The following is a 23,023-nucleotide window of genomic DNA, read 5'->3' as shown; positions in this document are numbered from 1 at the left end:
CGCGCGCGCACGTTGTCGCGCTGCGTCGCGTGATAGTCATCGGGACATGCGCGCACGCAAGGTGGTCATCCCGAAGGCCGGTGGTTACGAGCAGCTCCGCGTCGAAAACCTGAATCAGGTTTCACCTGGGAGCGGGGAGGTGAGGGTGGCCACCCAGGCCATCGGGGTGAACTATGCGGACTGCGTCATCCGCATGGGCCTGTACGCCTCCGCGAAGGAGTATGTGGGGTGGCCGATTACCCCCGGCTTCGAGTTCGCCGGCACGGTGGACGCGGTGGGCGAGGGCGTGACGGACCTGGCACCCGGCGACCGCGTCTTCGGCGTGACGCGGTTCGGCGGGTACGCCACGCACGTGGTGGTGCCCCGGCACCAGGTGTTCTCGCTGCCGTCGAAGCTGACGATGGAGCAGGCGGCGGGGTTTCCCGCGGTGTTCCTGACGGCGTACTACGCGCTGTTCGAGCTGGCGCACCCGAGGCCGGGAATGAATGTGCTGGTGCACTCGGCGGCGGGCGGGGTGGGCAGCGCGTTGTTGCAGCTGGGGCGCATCGCCGGGTGCCGGATGGTGGGCGTGGTGGGCGGCACGCACAAGGTGGAGGCGGCGAGGGCGCTGGGCGCGGACGTGGTCATCGACAAGAGCCGTGAGGATTTGTGGAAGGCCGCGGAGGCGGCGTCACCCAGGGGCTACGAGGTGGTGCTGGACGCGAACGGGCCGTCGACGCTGAAGGACAGCTACCGGCACCTGGCGTCGCCGGGGAAGCTGGTCATCTACGGGTTCCACTCGATGCTGCCGCGCACGGGTGGCAAGCCGAACTACGCGAAGCTCGCGTGGGATTGGCTGCGCACGCCGCGCTTCGACCCGCTGACGCTGACGAACGACAACACGAGCGTGCTCGCGTTCAACCTGTCGTACCTGTTCGAGCAGCGCTTCGTGCTGGAGGACAGCATGGCGCGGCTGCTCGCGTGGGTGGAGGAGGGGAAGGTGGTGTCGCCGAAGGTGACGACCTTCAAGCTGGATGACGTGGCCCAGGCGCACCAGGCGCTGGAGTCCGGCACGACGGTGGGCAAGCTGGTGCTGGTGCCGTGAGCGGCGGGCTTCAGTCGCCGGTGCCCTGGCTCCCGCGCTTGGGAGGGAAGGGCCCCAGGGGAAGCAGCTTCGCGGACAGGCGGGTGACGTCGCTGTCCCCCTACCCCGGGGAGGCATTGCGCCGGGCGTCTGGCGTTGTGAGGCCAAGGGTCTGGAATCGGACGGAGGTGTGAGGACCGGGATGACGCTTCTGGAATGAGGGGCATCCGGAGGGGGCGGCTCGCGTCGCTCGTAGGATGTCGGAAGCAGGCCGGCAGTCCCTCTTCGCTCGAGCCTCCTGTGTCGCCGGCCCCAACCCCGGGGGCTGACATGGTGAAGCGTATCGTGAGTGCTGTTGTCACGCTGTGGTGCGCGGGCGCGTCGACGTCGTGCCAGAGTCGGGACCACGAGGTCGTGGAGATTCCCGTGGACCTGTCACCCGGGCCCGCCATCCAGGACCGGGCGGACTGGGAGCCGGTGCCGCTGGCCGCGTGCAAGCTGAAGCCTGGGATGGAGCGGCTCCCGGCCTGTGGAACCGTGGAGTCCTTCGACCTGTCAGGCTGCGACCTCCAGAGCCTGAAGGGGCTGAAGCGCACGGGCAACTACAACATGCGCTTCCATGGCGTGGACATCGCGACGGATGACTCGTGGCAGTTCATCGGGGTCGACGACTTCTCACGCTGGGCGCCGAGCCCAGGGAACGACCATCCGCTGTACAACGTCGACCCGGATACCTTTCCAGACGGGACGCCCTACCACTTCGCCATGGTGGGCTGCACGGCGCCGACGGGGGACCACGTGACCGGCTGCATGGCGACCTGCACCGAGAGCGACGCGCCGCAGGTCTACACCTGGGAGGCCCGACGGATTCAGTGGCTCCCTGGAGAGGCGGAGTCCTCCGGAGGGCTGGAGCTCGTCGGCGAGGCGGGCGGGCACAGCGGGCGGGCCGTGGATGTCTATGTCACGAAGGAGCACGCCTATGTCGTCTCCATCGACGACTACTTCCTCGGGGCCGGCGCGCTCCAGGTCTACGACGTGAAGGACCGCAAGGCGCCTCGCCTGGTGAAGTTCATCCAGTTCCCCGAGGACTCCTACTGGAACGGTGTGTGGGCGAAAGGGGATGCGCTCTACGTCGCCAGCGGAGACCGGGGCGTGCTGGTGTTCGACATCACCGACCCAGCGAACCCACGGTTCCTGCGCGACCTGTCCGGAGGGGCGCGCGCCGACGTGCACACCCTCTTCGTGGACGGCGACCGGCTCTACTCCGTGGTGCTCAGTCCCGGTGGGGAGGTGCACATCCACGACGTGAAGAATCCGCGCGAGCCGGTGCTGCTCGGCCGCTACCGCGACTCGACCGTGAGGGTGGTCCCTGGCTCCTATCCGCATGACGCCACGTCCCTGAACCATCGCCTCTTCGTCAGTCACATGCGCGGAGGGTTGATCATCCTCGACGCCGCGGACCCGGCGAACGTGAAGCGGCTGGGCGCGTACACGTACCCACGCGCCACGAGCCATGCCTCGCGCGTGGCGTACTTCAACAACAACCTCATCGCCTTCGAGGGGGGAGAAGACTGGGGTGGCCACCTGCGTGTGCTCAACCTCAATGACCCGGCGAACCCCACGCTCATCGGCGAGTACCAGCTCCCCGGTTGGGCCTCCATCCACAACATGGAACTCAAGGGCTCACGGCTCTACCTCGCCCACTATCAGCACGGCGTGCGCGTGCTGGATGTCTCCAAGCCTCGGGCGCTCCGGCAGTTGGGCCACTTCCACACGATGCGGGAGTCGGACCCGAACCGGGGGCTGAACTTCTGGGACGGCGCCATCGGCATCCGGCTCCCGGGTGATGGCTACGTCTACGTCGTCGACACGACGCGCGGGCTGCTCATCTTCCCGGAGATTTGAGCGGGAGGGGTGCTCGGCTACCGTGCGGGCCATGCCCATCGTCCACGACTGGCTGGCCCGACGCGCGGCCCTGGACCCCGACCACCTCGCCCTCGTCGACGCCACGCAGGGCGGACGTCGCAGCTCGTATCGTGAGTGGGACGCCCGTGCCTCGCGCACGGCCGCGTACCTGCATCACGTGCTCGGTGTCCAGCGCGGCGAGCGCGTCGCGGTGCTCGCCCACAACCGCGTCGAGACGCTGGACCTGCTCTTCGCCTGCGCGAAGCTGGGCGCCATCCTCCAGCCGCTCAACTGGCGCCTCAGCGCGCCGGAGCTCTCCGGCATCCTCATCGACGGGGAGCCGGCCGTGCTCGTGTATGGCTCGGAGCTGCGGGCCCAGGCCCTCGCCGTGCGCGAGGATGCGCCCTTCGTGCGCCACTGGCTCACCTTCGACGCGCCGGGCGCGGACGAGCGGCACTTCGTTTCCGAGCGGGACGCGGCCCCCGAGTCTCCGCTGCCCGCGCTGGAACTGGAGGCCGAGGCGCCGTGGGTGCTCTGCTACACGGGCGGCAGCACCGGCGTGCCCAAGGCCGCGGTGCTCACCCATGGCTCCATCGCCGCGAACGCCGTCAACACGGTGGTGAGCTGGGGGCTCACGTCCGACGACGTGGCCGTGCTCAACGCGCCGCTGTTCCACACGGGAGGACTCAATGTCTTCACGCTGCCCCTGGTGTACGTGGGCGGCGCGTCCGTGGTGTGCAAGGGCTTCGAGGTGGAGCAGGTGTTCGACCTCATCGAGCGCCGCGAGGTGAGCCTCTTCTTCGGCGTGCCCACCATGTTCATCGAGCTGCAGCGTCACGCGCGCTTCGAGGCGATGGACTTCTCCCGCCTCAAGCTCGTCGTCAGCGGCGGCGCGCCGTGTCCGCCGCCCGTGTTCGAGCGCTTCTTCGCCAAGGGCGTGGCCTTCAAGACGGGCTACGGCCTCACGGAGGCGGGGCCCAACAACTTCTGGCTGCCGCCCGCGGACGTGCGCCGCAAGCCCGGCTTCGTCGGCGTGCCGCTGTTCCAGGTGGAGGCCCGCATCGACGGCGAGCATCAGCCCGGGGACGTGGGAGAGCTGCTGCTGCGCGGGCCTCACGTGTGCGCCGGTTACTGGCGGCGTCCCGAGGAGACCGCGCGCACCATCGTCGATGGCTGGCTGCACACCGGCGACCTGGCCCTGCGCGACGCGGAGGGCTGCTTCAGAATCGTCGGCCGCCACAAGGACCTCATCATCTCCGGCGGCGAGAACATCTACCCCGCCGAGGTGGAGAGCGTGCTCGCCGGACACCCCGACGTCGCCGAGGTCGCCGTCATTGGCGTGCCTGACGCGAAGTGGGGCGAGACACCGCGCGCGCTCGTCGTGCCTCGCGCCGGGACGACACCCACCGCCGAGTCCCTGCTGTCGTTCTGCGAGGGACGACTGGCGCGCTACAAGACACCGCGCTCCGTGCGCTTCGTCGATGCGCTGCCGCGCACCTCCGCTGGCAAGGTGGACCGTCGCGCGCTGTCCGCCTCGCATGGTCAGCCCTGAGCGAGCGCCCATCGTCTGACGCGTCTTGCCTCCGTCTCGGGCGAGCACCCATCGTCTGACGCGTCTTGCCTCCGCCTCGTGCGAGCACCCATCGTCTGACGCGTCTTGCCTCCGCCTCGGGCAGGCGCCCTCCGTCTGACGCGTCTCGCCTCCGCCTCGTGCAGGAGCCCAACCTCTGACGCGTCTTGCGTCCGCTTCGTGCGGGCGCCCACTCCATGACGCGTTTTGCCCGATGCATCCGGACCGCGGGCCTGCTCCCGAGTCGCGCGCTGGATGTGTGGGCAGACGTCTCAACGGGGCGCCGACCCTCTGAATTATTCCACTGAGTGGAGAAACATGGCCGCTCGGCAGTTCCGTCCAACCTGCGTGATGTCCTGGACTTTATTCTTTGTCCGGCAAAAGTGTCGTGATTTTCTGTAAATACTTGAATTGATTGACTCGGGTCACAAATCCCGCTTCCGATGGTCCGCGAGGCGTCGTGGACGCTGGTGTCCGCGTGCGCCGGTCCCCCGTTCAGAAAGGAAGCCCCCGATGAACCGAAGACTGCATGCGCTCCGGACCGCGACGGCGTTGTTCACCACCCTGACCCTCCCTGGCGCCGCGCTCGCGGCGAGCGAGGACGTCTCTCCCGAGGTGCTCACCGCGATGCAGCGGGACCTGGGGCTCACCGCCGAGCAGGCGCGACAACGGCTGGAGACGGAGGCGCTCACGGCGCGCGCGGAGCGGACGCTGAGGAGCGAGCTGGGCGCGTCCTTCGGCGGCGCGTGGCTGAACGAGGCGGGAGACCGGCTCGTTGTCGGCGTCACCACCGCCGCGGGAGAGCAGGCGGCGCGGCGCGCGGGCGCGGAGCCTCGCTGGGTGACGCGCACGGAGCGGGAGCTGGACGCGCTCAAGGAGGCGCTGGACCGGGGCGCGGACGTGGCCAGCAAGGACATCCATGGCTGGTACGTGGACCTGCCCACCAACAGCGTGGTGGTGCTGGCCCCGGACGCGGCGGTGGTGAACGCGGAGCGCTTCGTCGCGGAGAGCGGCGCGGCCGACAGCGCCGTGCGTGTGGTCATCTCCCAGGAGAAGCCCCGCCCCTTCTACGACCTGCGCGGCGGTGACGCGTATTACATCAACGGCAACACGCGCTGCTCCATCGGCTTCCCCGTGGCCGGAGGCTTCGTCACCGCGGGCCACTGCGGCGGGGTGAACTCCTCCACCCAGGGCCACAACGGCGCGGGCCAGGGCACGGTGCGCGGCTCCTCCTTCCCGAACAACGACTACGCCTGGGTGCAGGTCAACGGCAACTGGGCCTCGCAGCCGTGGGTCTACAACTACGCGGGCGGCAACGTCATCGTCGCGGGCTCCGCGGAGGCGGGCATCAACGCGTCCGTGTGTCGCTCCGGCTCCACCACCGGCTGGCGCTGCGGCGTCATCCAGGCGAAGAACGTCACCGTCAACTACGACGTCGGCCCCGTGTACGGGCTCACGCGCAGCAACGCGTGCGCGGCGGGCGGCGACTCGGGCGGCTCGTTCATCTCCGGCAACCAGGCGCAGGGCGTGACGTCGGGCGGCTCGGGCGACTGCTCCACCGGCGGCACCACGTACTTCCAGCCGGTGAACGAGATCCTCTCCGTCTACGGCCTGTCGCTCACCACCAACGGCGGCGGGGGCCGTGAAATCGTCGGGCTCGCGGGCAAGTGCATCGACGTGGACCACTCCAACACGGCCAACGGCACGGCCATCCAGCTGTGGGACTGCAACGGCTCCAACGCGCAGAAGTGGACCTTCCACGGCGACGGGACGCTGCGCGCCTTCGGCAAGTGCATGGACGTGACGTGGGGCTCCACGGCCAACGGCGCGCTCATCCAGCTCCACGACTGCACGGGCAACCCCGCGCAGCAGTTCGTCTTGAGCGGCGCCGGGGACCTGGTCAACCCGCAGGCCAACAAGTGCGTGGACGTGTCGGAGTGGAACACCAACAACGGCACGCGGCTGCAAATCTGGGAGTGCGCCGGCACCGCGAACCAGAAGTGGTACCTGCGCTGACCTGCGCCTCCCCGGAGCGCCGGGCCGGACGGGACGGCGGATGCCCGTCCGGCTCCTGGGCGGGCGGAGTCGTCCTGTAACAAATCGTCATCCGGGGGACGCACCCCGGACACATCCCGGTGCCACCGTTCGAAGCGTGGCCCGGGAGCTCGACTGCCCTCGCTGGACCCGGCTGGAGCCCGGCGAGCGGCGACAGACTCCTCCCGCCTGCTCCCGGGCCACCGCTCCGCTGTTACCCTCCCGGTGGGAAGGTCCGCGGAAAGGCAGGAGGCTTGGAACCCATGGAACAGCTCAGCCGTCCCTCGCTGGAGGAGGGCACCATCCAGGTCCTGCTCGTCGAGGATGACGAGCGGCTGGCGCGGCTCACCGCCCGCTACCTGCAGGAGCACGGCCTCGTGGTGACGCTGGCACACAGCGGCTCCGACGCGCTCGTCGAGTCCAACCGCCACGTGTTCGACGTCATCCTCCTGGACCTGATGCTCCCCGGCCGCGATGGCCTGGAGGTGTGCCGGGATTTGCGAGGCCGCACCGACGTCCCCATCATCATGGTCACCGCGCGCGGCGAGGAGGCCGACCGCGTGCTCGGCCTGGAGACGGGCGCGGACGACTACCTGGCCAAGCCCTACTCCTCGCGCGAGCTGCTCGCCCGCATCCGCGCCCAGGTGCGCCGCGCCCGGGGCAAGGTGGGGCCTTCCTCCCAGCCCGTGCAGGCCGGACGGCTGATGATGGACCCGCGCAGCCTGCGCGCCACGCTCGACGGCCGCGCGCTGCACCTCACCACCTACGAGTTCAGCCTGCTGCGCGTGCTGGCCGAGCGCGCCGGTCGCGTGCTCAGCCGCGAGCAGCTGCTGGATCTGGTGAAGGGCAGCGCGGACGAGGTGTTCGACCGCTCGGTGGACGTGCACATCTTCCGCCTGCGCCAGAAGCTGGAGGTGGACCCTCGCAACCCCCTGTTGCTGAAGACGGTGCGCGGCGCCGGCTACATGCTCGCGACCGGAGAGGAGTCGTGAGTCGTCGTCCGCGCACTCCCGGCCGCCTGCTGTTCCGCATCTACCTGGTGGGAATCGCCCAGCTCGTGCTCGTCGTCGCCACGCTGTTCGCGGCGCGCTCGTTCGTCGTCGACAAGCCGCTGCGGCACGGCTTCATCCGTCACGCCGCGTACAACATCCGCGAGTGGGAGGAGCTGCTCGAAGACCCGGTGGCGCTCCAGGCCTCGCTGGACCGCGCCGCGCGGCTGCTCGAGGCGAAGGTGACGCTGCGAGACGCGTCCGGTCGGCTCATCGCCACCAACACCTCCGCGCCCTCGCCCGAGCTCACCCCCGTGGAGCTGGACGAGCTGACCCTGCACGGCGAGCTTCTGTCGCGCGGCCGTCCGCCTCACTCGCTCACGCTGCCGATTCCGGAGGGGGGGCCGCTGGAGGCGTACGCCACCATCATCACCCGTCCCCCCGAGCCGCCGCCGGGGAACACCGCGCTGGTGGTGTGCGCGGTGCTGCTGTCCACGGCCATCACCTCGCTGGCCTTCGCGCGCACGCTGGCCCGGCCGCTCCAGCGGCTCGCTGAGGTGGCGCGCGCGCTGGGCGAGGGGAAGCTGGACACGCGCACCGGCATCCGGCGTCGCGACGAGCTGGGGCAGGTGGCGGAGGCCTTCGACGAGATGGCCTGTCGGCTCACCCACCTCTTGCGCTCGCAGAAGGAGCTGCTGGCCAACGTGTCGCACGAGCTGCGCACGCCGCTGGCGCGCATCCGCGTGGCCCTGGACCTGGCGGAGGAGGGCAACGCGGAGACCGCGCGCGAGATGCTCTCCGACATCACCAGCGACCTGGCCGAGCTGGAGCAGCTGGTGGATGACGTGCTCACCGCGGCGCGGCTGGACCTGGCCACGGGGAACGCGGGCGTGGGCGCGCCGCCGCTGCGCCAGGAGCAGGTGGAGGTCCAGAGCCTGGTGGACAAGGCCGCCTCACGCTTCCGCACCGCGCGGCCGGGCCGGGTGCTGGATGTGAGCGTGGAGGGCTCGCTGCCGCCCGTGGAGGTGGACCCGGTGCTGCTGCGCCGCGCGCTGGACAACCTGCTCGACAACGCGGGCAAGTACTCGGAGCCGAAGAGCCCGGTGCGGCTGCGAGCCCAGGCCGCGGGGACGCCGGACACGCTCTCGCTGGAGGTGGCGGACGAGGGCATCGGCATCGAGTCGGAGGACCTGCTGCGCGTGGGCACCCCCTTCTTCCGCACGGACCGCAGCCGCGCCCGGCGCACCGGTGGCATCGGCATGGGCCTGGCGCTGGCCCGACGCATCGTCGATGCACACGGCGGCACGCTGACGCTGGAGAGCCAGCCGGGCGTGGGCACCACGGCGCGCATCCTGTTGCCCCTGCCTCCGTCGGAGCTGACTACAGGCCGACGTGAAACGTCGTCACCGCCCGCGCATCGTCGTGGCGCGTGAGCGTCACCCGGGCCGTGGGCGCGCCGCTGTGCTGGAAGGCGAACGTGAGCAGGCCCCGCATGAAGTGCGGCGGGTCCGCCCGGCGGCGGGGGTGGTCGAGGAACTCCCGCACCGGGTACAGGCTCAGCTCCCAGCCCCCGTCGTCACCCGTCGGCGTCACCGACGCGTCGAGGAAGTTGTTGATGGAGCGCAGCGAGCGCGCGAGCCGCAGCAACATCTTCTCCGGGCCCACCACCTGGGCGAAGTCCTGCAGCGCCGTGCCCAGCCGCGCCTGGATGAACGCCTGCCCGAAGCGCAGGCCCAGCTCGTACTCGGCCTCCTCGCGCTCCAGGTGGGGCAGGGTGGTGGCGGCCAGCAACTGGATGCTCTGCGGCCACACCGCGCAGGGGTAGGCCGTGTGCAGGGGCCGCAGCGCGAAGATGCCCTGCCGCTCCAGCGCCTTCTGCGTGAGCTCCGTCAGAGGGGCCGCCGCCGACAGCAGCGTCTCCAGCGCGTATCCGAACACCACGGGCTCGCGCCCGGGGGCCCGCGTCAATGCCAGCGCCATGTCTGCTACCTCCATGTGGGGATGAAGGACGTCCATCCAGGTTGGAGCAGCAGACTGCCCGGCGCGGCTGTCCCGGGCGTTGCGCGGGTGTGAAGAAAGGTTAACGCCCGGAGCTAAGGGGGCCCGCCCAGGGTGAAGCGGGAGGCCAGCTCCTGGAGCCGTCCCGCCCGGGCCCGCAGGTCCTCCACCGAGCGGGCGATGCGCTCCACGCCCGACACGGACTCGGCCGAGCGCTCCGACAGCGCCTGGATGCGCTCGGCGATGGCCTCACCGGAGGAGGACTGACGCGCGTTCTGCTCCGCCAGCGCCTCCACGCGCTCGCCCAGCTCCTTCACGCCGGACAACAGCCGCGCCAGCGCCTGCGCCGCGGCGGACGACAGGCCCATGCCCTCGTCCACCTTCGACGTGCCCCGGCGCATCAGCTCCACCGCCGCGGTGGTGTCCGCCTCGTGCTTCGTCAGGAGCACCTGCACCTGGTCCGCCGCCTCGTGCGTGCGCTCCGCCAGCTTGCGCACCTCGCCGGCGACCACCGAGAAGCCCTTGCCGTGCTGGCCCGCGCGCACCGCCTCGATGGCGGTGTTCACCGCGAGCATGCGCGTCTCGTCCGCCACCGCCTGGATGAGCTGGAGCATCCGCGACGTCGCGCGGCCGGAGGCCTGCAGCTCCTCCACCGTGCGCGCCGAGCGCTCCACCACGTCGACAATCTCCACCATCTTCCGCGACGCCTGGTCCACCGCGGCGCCGCCCTCGCGCGCCACCTGCCCGTGGCTCGACGCCGAGCGCGCCGCCACCCGCGCGTCCGCCGCGCCCAGCGAGACATGACGGCTCATCTCCTGGACGGCGCTGGCCGCGCGCTCCAGGGACTCCGCCTGCTCGCGCGTCGTGCGCGACAGCCCGTCCGCCGAGACACGGATGCGCTCCGCGTCCGCCGCCGTGTCACCCGCCGCCCGCGTCAGCGCGCCCACCACCTCGCCCAGCCCCGCCACCATGGTGTTGAACGCGCCGGTGAGCTGGCCCACCTCGTCCTCCGTCCGCGCCTCCACGCGCACGGACAGGTCTCCGCGCGCCACCTGGTGCGCCGCCAGCGCGAGCGCGCGCACGGGCCTCACCACGCGCCGCGAGACGTACACCCCCGCCAGCGCCGCCAGCACCAGCGCCCCGCCCACGGCGATGAGGATGCGCTGGCGCACCGCCGCCACCTCCCGGTCGATGTCCTCCACGTACACGCCCGTGCCCAGCACCCAGCCCCACGGCTCGAAGAGCTTCACGTAGCTCTCCTTCGGGATGGGGTCCGGCGAGCCCGGCCGCGTCGCCTCGTAGCCCAGCGCGCCCTCGCCCCGCGCGCGCACCAGCGCGACGATGTCCGAGAACACCGCCCGCCCGCGCACGTCGCGGTAGCCCTTCATGTCCTGCCCCACCATCTTCGGCAGGTGCGGGTGCATGACCAGCCGCGTGTCCAGGTCGTTGACCCAGAAGTACTCCACCTGCGAGTAGCGCAGCGTCGACAGCAGCACGGACGCCTGCCGCTGGGCCTCGTCGCGCGTCAGCGTGCCCTCGCGCTCGCGCGCCTCGTACATCCGGAGGATTCCGTACGCCGTCTCCACCGCCTGCCGCAGGCCGCGCACCCGGTCCGCGTGCAGCTGCGCGCGCAGCTGGGGCAACACGTAGCCCAGGATGGCGACGAGCAGCGGCAGGGCGACCACGCCCATCGCCACACAGAGCTTCACCAGCAGGTTGCGCCGTCCGAGCGCCATCGGCGCGCAAGACTAGTCCTCCCGCCCTCGGCGCGCGCGACTCCCACGGTCGTCCCCCCGTCGATTGCCACCGGTGGTCCCAGGTCTCATCGTCCCCGGCGCACGCCGTGTGTGGCAGGGCGAGCGTCGCGGCCCGCCTGCCTGCCCCGGTCCGCCGCCACACGCGGGCGATGACGGGGCGACGCGTCCGACAGGGGATACAACCTTGCGGGGTGGCCCTGGCGGCAGGACTCCCAGGCACCGTAGGAAAATCGACGCCCGACGTCTCAGGTCGTCCCCTCCCAGGGCCTCTCCCCCCGACTTCGGGGTGCCGGGTTGAGCGTGGAAGACAGCTCTTCCGTCGAGAGAAAGGGGCGGGTATCGAGGTACTCGGAACCCCGAAAGTCTCCCTCTACAGCGGTGACCCGCTGGGTGAACAACCTGAGGCTGACCCGACAAGTTCTGTCTGTCTGCCTCTATACGTCCTATGCCAGCGGCCAAACGTTTCGGGTCGGTAAGGCATGGACAAGAAACTGGCAACCACCATCGGAGCGGGAGCAAGAGCCGCGCGGTCCCGGCTGGAGCTCACCCAGGCTGACGTGGCCGAGCGCATCGACGTGGCCACGGAGGTGTATGGGCGACTGGAGCGCGGCGGCATGCTTCCCAGCGTGCAGACGCTGCTGAAGCTGTGTCACGAGCTGCATGTCTCCGCGGACGAGCTGTTGGGGCTCGCGTCGCAGGGCGTGCAGCCCTCGCGCGTCAGCGAGTCGTCGTCGTCCCCACCCGAGCGGCCCGAGGTGCGCCGCCTGCTTCGCACCGTGCGTCAGCTCGAGGCCCCCCACGTGAAGCTCCTGGGGCTGGTGGCCAACGCCCTGGGCCGGCGCTGAAGCGCCCCGCCCGAAGCAGTGAAGGGCGCCGGCCCGCGCCCACCCCCGCCTCCCTCACAGATTGGACAGCAGGCGATCCAGCTCGTCGGGCTTCACCGGCTTGACGATGTGCAGGTCGAACCCCGCCTCGAGCGCGCGGTCATGTCCCTCCGGCCCGCCGTAGCCGGTAATCGCCACCAGGCGGATGTCGCGGCCGATGCGCATGCGCAGCTCCCGCGCCACCCGGTAGCCGTCCAGCCCCGGCAGGCCGATGTCCACCAGCGCCAGCTCCGGCGGCTTCCTCACCGCCAGCTCCACGCCCTGCAGGCCGTCCGGCGCCACCTCGACGTCGTGGCCCCACAGCTCCAACAGCTCGCGCATGGCCTGGCGCGCGTCCGGGTTGTCCTCCACCAGCAGGATGCGCCGGCCCCCGCGCGACACCGTGTTGACGGGCGGCGCCAGCGACACCTCGTGCACGTGCAGGAGCGGCAGCCGCACCACGAACTCGGCGCCCAGGCCGGGGCCGGGGCTCACCGCCTGCACCTGTCCGCCGTGCAGGTGCACCAGCTGGCGCACCAGCGTGAGGCCGATGCCCAGGCCCCCGCGCGTGCGCTCCAGCGAGGTGTCCGCCTGCGCGAACAAATCGAAGATGCGCGGCAGCACGTCCGGAGGGATGCCGATGCCCGTGTCGCGCACGCGCACCACCGCCTGCGCCGTGCCGTCCACGCCCTCCTTCTCCACGCGCAGCGAGATGTGCCCGCTGTCGGTGTACTTGGCCGCGTTGTCGAGCAGGTTGGTGAAGACCTGCTCCAGACGCGTGGCGTCGCCGCTGATGAGCAGCGGCCCCTCCGGCAGCGACACCTCCAGCCCCAGCCCGCGCGCCTCGGTGATGGGGCGGATGACCTGCACCACCTGCAAGAGCACCGCGCGCAAATCCAGCCGGCCCGAGCGCAGCTCCACCTTGCCTCGGGTGATCCGGCTCACGTCCAGGAGGTCATCCACCAGCCGCGCCAGGTGGTTCGTCTGGCGGTGGATGATGCCGCGCATCCGCGCTTCCTTCGTGTCGTCCGTCGGCTTGCGCTCCAGGATGCCGATGGCCGTCATGATGGCGGCGAGCGGGTTGCGCAGCTCGTGCGCGAGCATGGCCAGGAACTCGTCCTTGCGCCGGTCCATCTCCGCCAGCTCGTCCGCGCGCCGGCGCGCCGCCTGCTCCGCGTGCCGCAGCCGCAAGAGCGAGCGCACCGTGGCGATGAGCTCCGAGGACTCGAAGGGCTGGGTGAGGTACGCGTCCGCGCCGCCGTCCAGGCCGCGGGCCTTCTTGTCGGACGTGACGAAGGTGGCGGACGTGTGCATCACCGCGATGGCGGCGGTGTCCGGGTTGGCGCGCAGCCGCGCGCAGACCTCGTAGCCGCTGATGTCCGGCAGCTTCACGTCGAGGACGACGACGTCCGGGCGGTGCTGCTCGGCCATGAGCAGCGCGGACATGCCGGTGGCCGCCTCGATGACGTGGTAGCCCGCCATCTCGAGGATGCGGTTGACCAGGTATCGGTTGGCGTCGTCGTCGTTGACGTTGAGGACGGTGGCCAGTCGAGGTTCAACCACGGCGCCCCTCCTGTGGGATGTGAGAGCCCAGCCCCGCCTTGGCCAGCGCGTCGCGGATGCGACCGATGGCCACCTCGCGGCTGAGCGTGTGCTTGGAGAGGATGGCCGCCGTCTCGTTCGCCAGCCGCACCCGCTCGTCCTCGCGCAGCTCGTGCGAGGTGTGGAGGATGACCGGAATCTCCCGCGTGCGCGGGTCCCCCTTCAGCTCGTCCAGCACGTCGAAGGCGGTGATGTCCGGCAGCACGAAGTCCAGGAAGATGAGCTGCGGCACCTGCTCGCGCGCCAGCCGCACGCCGTCCTTGCCGCCCGCGGCCTCCAGCAGCACGTAGGGCGTGTCCTTGAGCAGCTGCTTGAGCAGGTAGCGGTGCACGTCGTCGTCGTCGATGATGAGCACCCGCTCCACCGGCCCGCTGCGCGCCAGCTCCTGGAGCTTCTTCTGCAGGCGGACCTCGTCCACCGGCTTGAGCCAGAACTCGTCCGCGCCCAGGGCGCGCGCCTTCTGCTCGCGGTCCGTCACCGTCACCACGAGGATGGGGATGTCACGGGTGGCCTCGCCGTTCTTCATCTCCGCCAGGAAGTTCCAGCTCGTCTCGCCCTCCAGCATCACGTCCAGCACCATGGCGGCGGGCCGCACGCGCTGGAGCACCCGGCGCGCGTCGTCCGTGCTGCGCACCGGCAGCACCTGGAAGCCCGAGCGGGCCAGGTACTTCTCGTAGAGGAACAGGGTCTGCCGGTCGTCCTCCAGCACCAGCACCGGCGCGCGGCTGGTGTCCAGGTGCTGGCTGCGCTCGGACAGCCCCGCCATCTCCGACACTTCCATGTGCACGCGCGGCAGGGTGATGGTGAAGGTGGAGCCCTCGCCGGGCGCGCTCTGCAGCGTGAGCGTGCCGCCCAAGAGCTCCACCAGCCGGCGCGCCAGCGGCAGGCCCAGGCCCGTGCCCTTCACCTTGCGCTGCAGGTGGCTGTCGAGCTGGGTGAACTCCTCGAAGATGCGCTCGTGGTCCTCCGGCGCGATGCCGATGCCCGTGTCCTTCACGGTGAAGACCACCGTGTCGCGCGGGCCCGGCGCCGCGCTCACCGTGACGTGGCCGGCCTCGGTGAACTTCAGCGCGTTGGACACCAGGTTGCGCAAGACCTGGCTCAGCCGCGTCTCGTCCGTCTCCAGCTCCAGCGGCGTCTGGGGCTCCACCAGGCGCAGGTCCACGGGCGAGCCCGGCGGCAGCATGGGCTTCATCATGCCGCGCAGCGCGCTGAGCAGGTCGTGCACCACGAAGCGGCTGTGGCGCAGCGTCGTCTTGCCCGCCTCCACCTTGGACAAATCGAGCAGGTCGTTGACCAGCTCGAAGAGCGACTCGGCGGAGTTGCGGATGAACTGGACCTGCTTCTCCTGCTCCGAGGACAGCGGCCCGTTGATGGGGTTGAGCAGCACCTTGGACAGGCCGAGGATGGAGTGCAGCGGCGTGCGGAACTCGTGGCTGACGTTGGCGACGACGCGGCTCTTGATTTCGGCGGCGCGGTGCAGCCCCTCCGCCTTCTCGTCCAGGGCCGCGTGCAGGCTCCTCACGCCGCGGTTGGACTCCTCCAGCTCGCGGTTGAGCCGCATCAGTTCGTCCGCGCGGCGCTTGAGCTCGCGGCGCTGGGTCTCCGCCTCGCGATGCAGCGCGGACAGCTCGCTCATCGTCGTGCTCACCTGCTCCAGCGCGTTGCCGTAGTCCTCCGGCACCAGGCTGCCCACCAGCAGCACGCCGCCCTCGTGCGGGCGCGCGCGGAAGGCGAACGTGGTGGGCGTCTGGCCGCGGCACAGGATGAGCTCCCAGCCCTCAACGCGCTCGTCGCGCGCTTGGATCAACAGCCGGTCCACCTTGTCCTCGGTGCCCTGGGCCGCCAGGGCCCGCAGCGTCTTGCCCGGGACGGCCTCCAGCACGCCCTGGGCGCGCGCGTCCACCCAGGTGAGCACGCCCTCCGCGTCGCACATCATCGCGACCTCGCGGCTCAGCTCGTCCACGGGGGGGCTCTTGTCGGGAGCGGAGAGTCTCATGAGCGGGTCTCCTCCCACGAAACACCCGCGGTGGCGAGCAGCGCGCGCGCCTGCGGATGCCGGCCTCCCAGCACCGCCTTCAACATCCCCAGCACGGTGGGGAAGGCGAGCAGGCCGAAGCCCCGCCGGGGCCAGAAGCCCACGTACCAGCGCACGTGGTCCGCCATCAGCTCGGGCTTGTCCGCGTCCAGCGCGTCCGCCAGATATGAAAGCTGGAGTCTCAGCTCTTCCTCCAATCGGGGGCGGTCCTCCTGGGTGAGGTAGAGGGCCAGCCGGGCAGTGGCGGCACGGGATAGTTCCGCCGCGTCGTCTTGCAGGGTGCGTGAGGGACCTTCCGGGTAGCGCAAGGCTTCCCGGGCGGCGCGCACATGCTCGTACGGCTCGGTGCCGGGGCCCCACCCCTCGGCCTCCAGCGCGGAGGCCAGCCCGGCGAAGTTCGCGTCGAGATGGAAGGTGGACATTCCCCGCGACACCAGCAAGGTGCGCAGCCAGCGCGCATAGCCCTCCATCACCGAGGGGCGCTGCTCGTCGAGGGATTGCACAAGGTAGCGCACATGGAAGCGCGCATCCTCGTCGCCGAAGCGGCGCGCGCGCTCGGGGCCGTAGCGCGCTTCCCAGAAGGGGTCTTGATACATCGGTTCGACGGAGGCCTGGGCGATGGCGTCAGCGCGCGCAGCCAACTGGCGACTGGGTTTCTCCATGCGTTTTCCTCAAACTCCCAGCGTGCGGCACGCGGACGAGACGAGCTCGCGCGCGTCCTTGCCGTGGAAGGTCACGTCGAGCTCCTTCTCCAGGCCGGGGGCCCATCGGAAGGCGTGTCCGCCGACGGCGATGGGAAGGTGGGGGGCGACTTCTCTGGCGGCTTCCACCGCGCGGCGCAGCGCGGGCAGGTGGTACGACATCGTGACGGACAAGGCGAGCAGGTGCGGCGTCTGCTCGCGCAGCATGCGCGCCAGGTGCTCGGGCGGGACGTTGGCGCCCAGGAAGCGCACGTCGAAGCCCGCCATCTCCAGGAAGTCACTGGCCATGCGCGCGCCGACTTCGTGCAGCTCCCCCTCCACGCACGACACCATGACGACCTTGCCGTTGGGCGGGTCGCGGGGCAGGTGGCGGTAGAGGTGGGCCAGGGCGAGCTGGGAGACGGCGGTGGCCAGGTGCTCCTGGGCCACGGAGATGACGTTCTCCTGCCACATCCGGCCAATCTCGTACTGGGCCTGCTGGATGACCTCCAGGTGGATGAGCTGCAGGGGGATGCCCCGCAGCAGACCGTCATCCACCAGCAGGCGCAGGGCTTCCTGTCGGTTGCCCGCGAGCTGCGCCGCCAGGTAGCGCGTCCTGAGCTGGGTGAGGGCGTCTTCGGTCACAGGGGGCGCGAGCTGCCGGGGGCGTCGAGTTTCGGAAAGTAGTGACGGGAACCTGCCTCGATACAGTCGAGTACACGCGGGCGGGGGTGTTTTCATCGACAACCTGACACTGAACGCTCGGGAAGACGAGCGCTCGTGAAGCCGCCCGCCCTGTAGATTTTGCAGGTGGCGCGGGCCCATCGGGCTTCGCCGGCGGGGGGAATCGGGATAGGGAAACCGGAGCGCGAAGAGGCCGGTGACACTTTCGCAAGGCACTGGTGTTCCCTTTCGCGGAACGAGGGAGGCGCGACGCCGGTGTCTATCGATGTGGAGGCCTACTACCGCCGCTACGGCCCCCAGGTGCTCCGGCGCTGCCGCTTCCTCCTGCGTGACGAGGAGAAGGCCGTGGACGCCATGCACGACGTGTTCGTGCAGCTCTTGCGCTACCAGGGGGCGCTGAAGGACGCCGCTCCCTCCAGCCTGCTGCACCGCATCTCCACCACCGTGTGCCTCAACCGCCTGCGCGGCGCCCGGCGCCGCCCGGAGGACCGCGAGGACGAGCTGGTGCTGCAGATCGCCTCCGCGGACGACACCGAGTCGCGCGCGAGCGCGCGGGGCATGCTGGACCGGCTGTTCGGACGGGTGCCCGCGTCCAGCCGCGACATCGCGGTGCTGCACCTGGTGGATGGGATGACGCTGGAGGAGACGGCGCGCGAGGTGGGCCTGTCCGTGTCCGGTGTGCGCAAGCGCCTGCGCGCGCTGACGTCCGTGTTGCAGGAGCTCGAGCTGGAGGCCGCATGACTTCCCCCCAACGCACCCCGGACTGGCTGCTGGAGCGAATCCTGCTGGGCGAGCTCCCCCCGGAGGAGCTGGCCGCCGCGCGCGCGCGGCTGGAGTCGGAGCCGGAGGGCCTGGCGCGCCTGGCCGCGCTGGAGGCCGACACGCGCGCCACTTTGGAGCGGCTGCCCGCCGAGCGCGTGACCCGCGAGGTGGATGCGCGATTTCGCCGGGGCGCCGGGCGTCGTGCGACTCGTCCCGCGTGGCTGACGCCCGCGATGGGGCTGGTGCCGGTGCTGGCGGCGCTCGCGCTGTTCATGGTGGTGAAGCCCGCGTCCCGGCCCTCGGACGGCGTGGAGGCACCGGTGGCGGGGTGGGACACGGAGACCACGCGCTCCAAGGGCCTGAAGCCGAAGCTGGAGGTGCACCGCCAGCGGGGGCAGGCGGACGAGGCGCTCCAGGACGGCGCGCGCGCGTCGCCGGGAGACGTGGTGCAGCTGGCGTACGTGGCGGCGGGCCGGGCGCACGGCGTCATCCTCTCCGTGGACGGGCGGGGCGCCGTCACGCTGCACGCGCCGGAGCACGGGGCCCGGGCCGCGGCGTTGTCCCCCTCTGGCACACAGCGGCTGCCGGGGGCCTACGAGCTGGATGACGCGCCGGGCTTCGAGCGCTTCTTCCTGGTGACGTCCGACGCGCCCTTCGAGGTGGAACCCGTGGTGGAGGCGGCCCGGCGACTGGCGGCGTCGGCCGGGGCCGACACCGCGTCGCTCATGTTGCCCGAGGGCTTGACGCAGGTGTCCTTCACCCTTCAAAAGAAGGAGTGATGAAACCCCGAGCCCTTCTCGCACTGTGGCTGTGGGCGGGGGCGGCGGTCGCCGATGTCAGGGCGGCGCGCCCCCTCGCGATGGAGGAGGGTGAAGGTGCGTTCGCGCAGTCGGCGGACCCGGGCCCCGAGCCCGAGCGTCGCGGGCTGCGCAAGGGCAACGTCCACATGGAGCTGTGGTCGAGCGACATCCAGCTCGCCAACCTCGCGGTGAAGCTGGGCGGTGGCCCCTTCTACCTGACGCTGCTGGCGGGCATCGAGCCGGGCAGCCGCGACGAGGCCCGCTTCAACTTCGGCCTGGGCGTGGGCGGGCACATCGTGCTGTCGCACCGCTTCTGGCTGGACCTGGACGTGACGGGCGGCGCGGTGCAGCCGGTGCAGAAGCCGCTCGAGGGCGACGGCGGCAACGTGCTGGGCCAGCTGCGCCTGATGCTGGGCGTCCAGGTGATGCCGCGCTTCGCGGTGTTCGTCGGCCCCACGTACAACGCGTGGCTCGTGTGGGGACAGCCGGACTTCGCGTCGGTGACGCGCATGTCCGTGCGCGAGAGCCACCCGAAGGCCGACAAGCGCTTGCAGCACTGGCCCGGCCTCCAGCTGGGACTGCACTTCTAGTCGGGCTACTCCACCTTGCTGGCGCGCAGCACCGTGGCGTCGCCCGCGGGGCCCGCCTTGGCGCGCGTCTCCAGCGTGGCGCGGATGCGCAGCCCGCCGCTGGTGGTCTGCTGCATGAGCGACTCCATCTGCTGCTCGTTGCCGCCCGTCACCGCCGTCAGGTCCAGCTCGTGGACGGGAATCGCGTCCATGCCCGGCTTGTCCGCCAGCACCGCGTTGTACGAGGGGCACGGCGGCGCGATGCACCGGATGCCGCTGTCCGTGACGATGTAGACGGCGCTCTCACCCGGCTTGGCCTCGCCGCCGTTGGCGTTGGAGGGGGGCGGGGCGATAGGGGTGCCGCTGCGGTCATTGTCGGGGGCGGCGTTCTCCGCGGCCGGGCGGGGGGCGCCCGGGGTGGGCGTACCCGGCTCGCCCGTGGCCGACGACGAGGAGGCGGACGGCTTGCTGCAGCCGGCGGCGAAGCCCAGCGCGAGGGCGGCGAGCAACAGCGGGCGGACGTTCATGGGAAGGCTCCGGAAGGCGGGAAGGCACCCAGTGTCCATCGCCCCCGGCGATTGGGCCAGTCTCCCGTTCACCCGGCTGACTGGCGGTCAATTGGACTGCCCGTGGCTGAATGCCCGTACAGGGCGGGTAGGGTGGCTGATGTGCTTCAGTTGACGTCCTGGCGCTCGTGTCCAGAGTGCTTCTGGCGCGTTGACCCGCCTGGACTCACGGGCTACATCGACCGCCTGATCGGCCCCTCCGGGGGCCGGGATTCAAGGACGACCTCCGATGGAATTCCGCATCGCCGCCGACGAGCTGAAGAAGGCCCTCTACCGCGCCCAGGGCATCGTGGAGCGCAAGACGACGATGCCCATCCTGGCCAACGTGCTCGTCAACGCGACGAAGGGCGGCATCACCGTCACCGCGTTCGACCTGGACATCGGCATCGTGTCCGAGCACCCCGCCGAGGTCATCAAGACGGGCGCCGTCACGCTGAGCGCCAAGTACGTCTTCGACATCGTGCAGAACCTGCCGGACGCGCAGGTGACGCTCAAGAAGCTGGCGAACAACTACGTGGACATCGCCAGCGGCTCCGCCCACTTCAAGATTGTCGGCATGGCGGCGGAGGAGTACCCGAAGCTGCCCAAGGAGGAGAACGCCCCGCTGGTGCAGGTGGGCGGCAACACCCTCCTGGAGATGATCAAGAAGACCCAGTTCGCCATCTCCAGCGACGAGACGCGCTACATCCTGAACGGCGTCTTCTTCGAGCCGCAGGCCAGCGGCAAGGTCCGCATGGTGGCCACGGACGGCCACCGGCTGTCGCTCATCGAGCGGGAGCTGACGGGGGACTTCAAGCTCAAGAGCGGCGTCATCATCCCGCGCAAGGGGTTGATGGAGCTGAAGCGCCTGTTGGACGAGGCGCCGGACGCGGAGTGCCACCTGGGGTTCGCGGAGAACTCGGCGCTCTTCAAGAAGCCGGGCCTGACGATGGTGATGCGGCTCATCGACGGGCAGTTCCCGGAGTACCAGCGGGTGATTCCGAAGGAGGGGGAGAAGGTCGTCCTCGTTCCCAAGGTGCGGCTCCTGGAGGGGCTCAAGCGCATCGCGCTGTTGTCCGCGGACAAGAGCAACGCGGTGCGAATCGGGCTGGCGGAGAACAAGCTCATCATCACCGCGAGCAACCCGGACCTGGGCGAGGCGCGCGACGAGGTGGAGCTGGCGTACCAGGGCAAGGACATCACGGTGGGCTTCAACGCGCGCTACCTGATGGACGTGCTCGCGGTGACGGACACGGACGAGGTGAGCTTCGAGCTGGGTGACGAGCACAGCCCGGGCGTGCTGCACGCGCCGGGGGACCGCACGTTCACCGCGGTGGTCATGCCGATGCGCGTCTGAGTCGGCCACGGCCGGCGTCTCGCCGTGCGAGCCCATGCGTGCTCCGCCTTCGGGGTGGGGTCGCATGGGCTTTTTCGTGGGCGCGAGGGCGGGGTGCTCGCGCGGAGGTGCGTGCGGGTTCGAGCCGCGCTCGTCCGGCGTGAGAGGACGCGGACTGCTCCGCGCTTGCTTGGGCGAGGAGTCCGAGATCGAGAGCGGCTCGTCCGGCGTGGTGCGCGACGAGAGGGCGTGCTCCACACGCGCACTTGGGCGGGAGGCCTCGCCCGAGCGCGGCGCGCCGGATGCCTCATTCTGGACGGGGAACGCGCGGGGCGCGCACTCGGGAGGGCGGGGCGCGGTCCCGGGTGACACATCGTGCACGCTCTTCCGAGGAGAGAGGGGCCGGGGGGCCTGCGAGATGAGGGCCGCGCTTTTATAGTGAGGCCGTGGCCACGCACCCGGACGACCTGCGCGCACGACTGGAGGACCGCGCGGACCTCCTGGAGGCCACGCGCCTGCGCTACGTCGCCCTGCGCGGTATGTTGGATGCCTTCTTCTGGAAGGACCGGGTGCGCGCGCACTTCGAGCTGCTGCGCGAGGTGGCGCAGGTGCAGCCCGAGGTGGACGCCACGCTCGCCGCGCTCCAGCGTCGCGCCGCCGCCGAGAGCTGGCCGCGCGACGCCGCGCCCATGAAGTTGATGGCGGAGGTGACACGGCTGCGGGACGCCGTGCGGCAGGTGGCCCGGAAGCGGCTGCCGGAGGCGGAGCGCTCGTCGTCCCTGGGCGAGATGTTGCTGCGGCTCGAGGAGGTGGTGCTGGAGGCGGGGCCGCTGCTGGGCCGACGCACGTGGGCGCGGGCCATCGAGTTGTTGCCCCGGAACCTCCCGGAGCTGCGCGCCGCGTGCGCCGCGGCCGAGGTGTTCGAGCGCGTGTTCAAGCGGCCCACGCGGCCGGGGGCCCTGCCGTTCAGTGAGGCGGAGGCGGATGAGCTGCGCCGTGCCCTGCCGCTCGCGGAGTCCGCGCTGGGGGCGCTGTGGGCGCGGCTGGAGCACTTCGACACGAGCGGGCGGGTGAAGGAGTTCCTGTCGCGCCGGGCCTCGCGCACGCCGCTGCATGCGCCTCGGAGCGGGCCGGAGCTGGTGCTGCATGCGGCGTTCTGGCACGGCGTGGCGCGAGCGAGGTTGCGCGCGTTGCTGGAGGAGCGACTGGCGCCGGTGTCCCCGCTGGAGACGGAGGTGCCCGCGCTGCTGCCGTGGATTGCAGCGCGCGAGGCCGCGTCGGGCGGCGAGGCGAAGCTCAGCGCCGGTGAATCCTTCGACGAGGGACGCGCGGGCCTGTTCGAGCTGGCCGCTGAGCTGGCGTCGCTGTCGCACGAGCGCCCCACGGGCGCGTGGAACGAGGAGGCCGCGTGGACGCGGCTGTGGAGCGCGGCGCAGCGAGCACGTGACGAGGGCGGCGCGGACGTGGAGCGACTGCGCGATGCCCTGCGCCTGTTCGTCATCCTGCGCGGCACGGAGCAGACACCGGCCCGACTGTTCTCTCCGTCCCGCGCGTCGCCGCGTGCCTCGGAGGAGCCGGGGCGCGATGTGCGGGACATGAAGGACCTGCCCGCGCTCGTCCAGGCCGCGAGGCACGCAGCCACTCGGCGCGGCTGAGTGTCGAGCCTGGATGAGGACGAGCGTGCGCCGTGGTGCTCGTCGATGCGGGCGCCACGTCGCGATGTGCTCGCTACGCCAAGATGTACTCGTCGATGCGCGCCACGTCGCGATGTGCTCGTCGGTGCGCGCCACGTCGCGATGTGCTCGTCGGTGCGCGCCACGTCGCGATG

General features: G+C 70.9%; 19 protein-coding genes. 12 read left to right on the top strand and 7 right to left on the bottom strand.

The annotated features are described in order from the left end of the window. The first annotated feature begins 46 nt into the window (after positions 1 to 46). From K8640_RS40470 to K8640_RS40445, 6 genes are all read left to right on the top strand, one after another. On the top strand, positions 47 to 1,084 hold the full coding sequence (locus K8640_RS40470; RefSeq protein ID WP_223751958.1) for a medium chain dehydrogenase/reductase family protein: 1,038 nt from the start codon (positions 47 to 49) through the stop codon (positions 1,082 to 1,084). 309 nt (positions 1,085 to 1,393) lie between these two features. Beyond that, positions 1,394 to 2,968 (top strand): LVIVD repeat-containing protein, encoded by a 1,575-nt coding sequence (locus K8640_RS40465; RefSeq protein WP_223751957.1) that lies wholly within the window; start codon positions 1,394 to 1,396, stop codon positions 2,966 to 2,968. Between the two features lie 31 nt (positions 2,969 to 2,999). Then, positions 3,000 to 4,520: a long-chain fatty acid--CoA ligase gene (locus K8640_RS40460; protein ID WP_223751956.1), complete on the top strand. Its 1,521-nt coding sequence runs from the start codon at positions 3,000 to 3,002 to the stop codon at positions 4,518 to 4,520. Positions 4,521 to 5,051: 531 nt separating this feature from the next. Then, positions 5,052 to 6,554 carry a ricin-type beta-trefoil lectin domain protein gene (locus K8640_RS40455; protein WP_223751955.1) on the top strand — a complete coding sequence of 501 codons (1,503 nt, stop codon included), beginning with the start codon at positions 5,052 to 5,054 and terminating at the stop codon, positions 6,552 to 6,554. Between the two features lie 281 nt (positions 6,555 to 6,835). Continuing rightward, positions 6,836 to 7,564: a response regulator transcription factor gene (locus K8640_RS40450; protein ID WP_223751954.1), complete on the top strand. Its 729-nt coding sequence runs from the start codon at positions 6,836 to 6,838 to the stop codon at positions 7,562 to 7,564. Continuing rightward, positions 7,561 to 8,994 carry a HAMP domain-containing sensor histidine kinase gene (locus K8640_RS40445; protein ID WP_223751953.1) on the top strand — a complete coding sequence of 478 codons (1,434 nt, stop codon included), beginning with the start codon at positions 7,561 to 7,563 and terminating at the stop codon, positions 8,992 to 8,994. Before K8640_RS40450 ends, K8640_RS40445 begins: the two co-directional genes overlap by 4 nt. Here the strand turns inward: K8640_RS40445 and K8640_RS40440 are convergent. Both K8640_RS40440 and K8640_RS40435 read right to left on the bottom strand, forming a co-directional pair. Then, the gene (locus K8640_RS40440) at positions 8,942 to 9,541 is read right to left on the bottom strand and encodes a DUF2378 family protein (protein WP_223751952.1); all 600 of its coding nucleotides are present in this window, start codon (positions 9,539 to 9,541) and stop codon (positions 8,942 to 8,944) included. The genes K8640_RS40445 and K8640_RS40440 overlap by 53 nt on opposite strands. A 113-nt stretch (positions 9,542 to 9,654) precedes the next feature. Further along, complete coding sequence (locus K8640_RS40435; protein WP_223751951.1) at positions 9,655 to 11,295, bottom strand: methyl-accepting chemotaxis protein; 1,641 nt, start codon at positions 11,293 to 11,295, stop codon at positions 9,655 to 9,657. Positions 11,296 to 11,795: 500 nt separating this feature from the next. On the opposite strand from K8640_RS40435, the gene K8640_RS40430 reads away from it, so the two are divergent. Next, the gene (locus tag K8640_RS40430) at positions 11,796 to 12,161 is read left to right on the top strand and encodes a helix-turn-helix transcriptional regulator (RefSeq protein WP_223751950.1); all 366 of its coding nucleotides are present in this window, start codon (positions 11,796 to 11,798) and stop codon (positions 12,159 to 12,161) included. Positions 12,162 to 12,215: 54 nt separating this feature from the next. Here the strand turns inward: K8640_RS40430 and K8640_RS40425 are convergent, their stop codons facing one another. The 4 genes from K8640_RS40425 to K8640_RS40410 are packed head-to-tail and all read right to left on the bottom strand — an operon-like array spanning position 12,216 to position 17,144. Further along, on the bottom strand, positions 12,216 to 13,742 hold the full coding sequence (locus K8640_RS40425) for a response regulator (protein ID WP_223751949.1): 1,527 nt from the start codon (positions 13,740 to 13,742) through the stop codon (positions 12,216 to 12,218). Next, positions 13,735 to 15,780, bottom strand: coding sequence for a hybrid sensor histidine kinase/response regulator (locus K8640_RS40420; RefSeq protein ID WP_223751948.1), 2,046 nt, complete (start codon positions 15,778 to 15,780; stop codon positions 13,735 to 13,737). The genes K8640_RS40425 and K8640_RS40420 overlap by 8 nt, the downstream gene beginning before the upstream one ends. Beyond that, on the bottom strand, positions 15,777 to 16,481 hold the full coding sequence (locus K8640_RS40415) for a hypothetical protein (protein ID WP_141327985.1): 705 nt from the start codon (positions 16,479 to 16,481) through the stop codon (positions 15,777 to 15,779). The genes K8640_RS40420 and K8640_RS40415 overlap by 4 nt, the downstream gene beginning before the upstream one ends. A 9-nt stretch (positions 16,482 to 16,490) precedes the next feature. Next, positions 16,491 to 17,144, bottom strand: a complete 654-nt coding sequence (locus K8640_RS40410; RefSeq protein ID WP_223751947.1) for a B12-binding domain-containing protein — start codon at positions 17,142 to 17,144, stop codon at positions 16,491 to 16,493. Positions 17,145 to 17,438: 294 nt separating this feature from the next. Between K8640_RS40410 and K8640_RS40405 the strand changes: the two genes are divergently transcribed. Genes K8640_RS40405 through K8640_RS40395 form a run of 3 tightly spaced genes read left to right on the top strand, consistent with a single transcriptional unit; the run spans position 17,439 to position 19,335 of the window. Then, complete coding sequence (locus K8640_RS40405; protein ID WP_046710437.1) at positions 17,439 to 17,924, top strand: RNA polymerase sigma factor; 486 nt, start codon at positions 17,439 to 17,441, stop codon at positions 17,922 to 17,924. Beyond that, complete coding sequence (locus K8640_RS40400; RefSeq protein WP_223751946.1) at positions 17,921 to 18,724, top strand: ActD-like protein; 804 nt, start codon at positions 17,921 to 17,923, stop codon at positions 18,722 to 18,724. The genes K8640_RS40405 and K8640_RS40400 overlap by 4 nt, the downstream gene beginning before the upstream one ends. Beyond that, complete coding sequence (locus tag K8640_RS40395) at positions 18,724 to 19,335, top strand: peptidase (RefSeq protein ID WP_223751945.1); 612 nt, start codon at positions 18,724 to 18,726, stop codon at positions 19,333 to 19,335. Before K8640_RS40400 ends, K8640_RS40395 begins: the two co-directional genes overlap by 1 nt. A gap of 5 nt (positions 19,336 to 19,340) precedes the next feature. Here the strand turns inward: K8640_RS40395 and K8640_RS40390 are convergent, their stop codons facing one another. After that, a complete protein-coding gene (locus K8640_RS40390) occupies positions 19,341 to 19,841 on the bottom strand; it encodes a DUF6748 domain-containing protein (protein WP_223751944.1) in 501 nt (166 codons plus the stop codon). A gap of 268 nt (positions 19,842 to 20,109) precedes the next feature. Between K8640_RS40390 and dnaN the strand changes: the two genes are divergently transcribed. Together dnaN and K8640_RS40380 are read left to right on the top strand one after the other, a co-directional pair. Then, on the top strand, positions 20,110 to 21,216 hold the full coding sequence (gene dnaN, locus K8640_RS40385; RefSeq protein WP_074948321.1) for a DNA polymerase III subunit beta: 1,107 nt from the start codon (positions 20,110 to 20,112) through the stop codon (positions 21,214 to 21,216). A gap of 425 nt (positions 21,217 to 21,641) precedes the next feature. After that, positions 21,642 to 22,850, top strand: coding sequence for a hypothetical protein (locus tag K8640_RS40380; protein ID WP_223751943.1), 1,209 nt, complete (start codon positions 21,642 to 21,644; stop codon positions 22,848 to 22,850). The last annotated feature ends 173 nt before the right edge of the window (positions 22,851 to 23,023 follow it).

It is taken from the genome of Myxococcus sp. XM-1-1-1, from assembly GCF_020037095.1.
GTDB classification, from domain to species: Bacteria; Myxococcota; Myxococcia; order Myxococcales; family Myxococcaceae; genus Myxococcus; species Myxococcus fulvus.
This window is presented reverse-complemented; position numbering and strand designations above follow the sequence as displayed.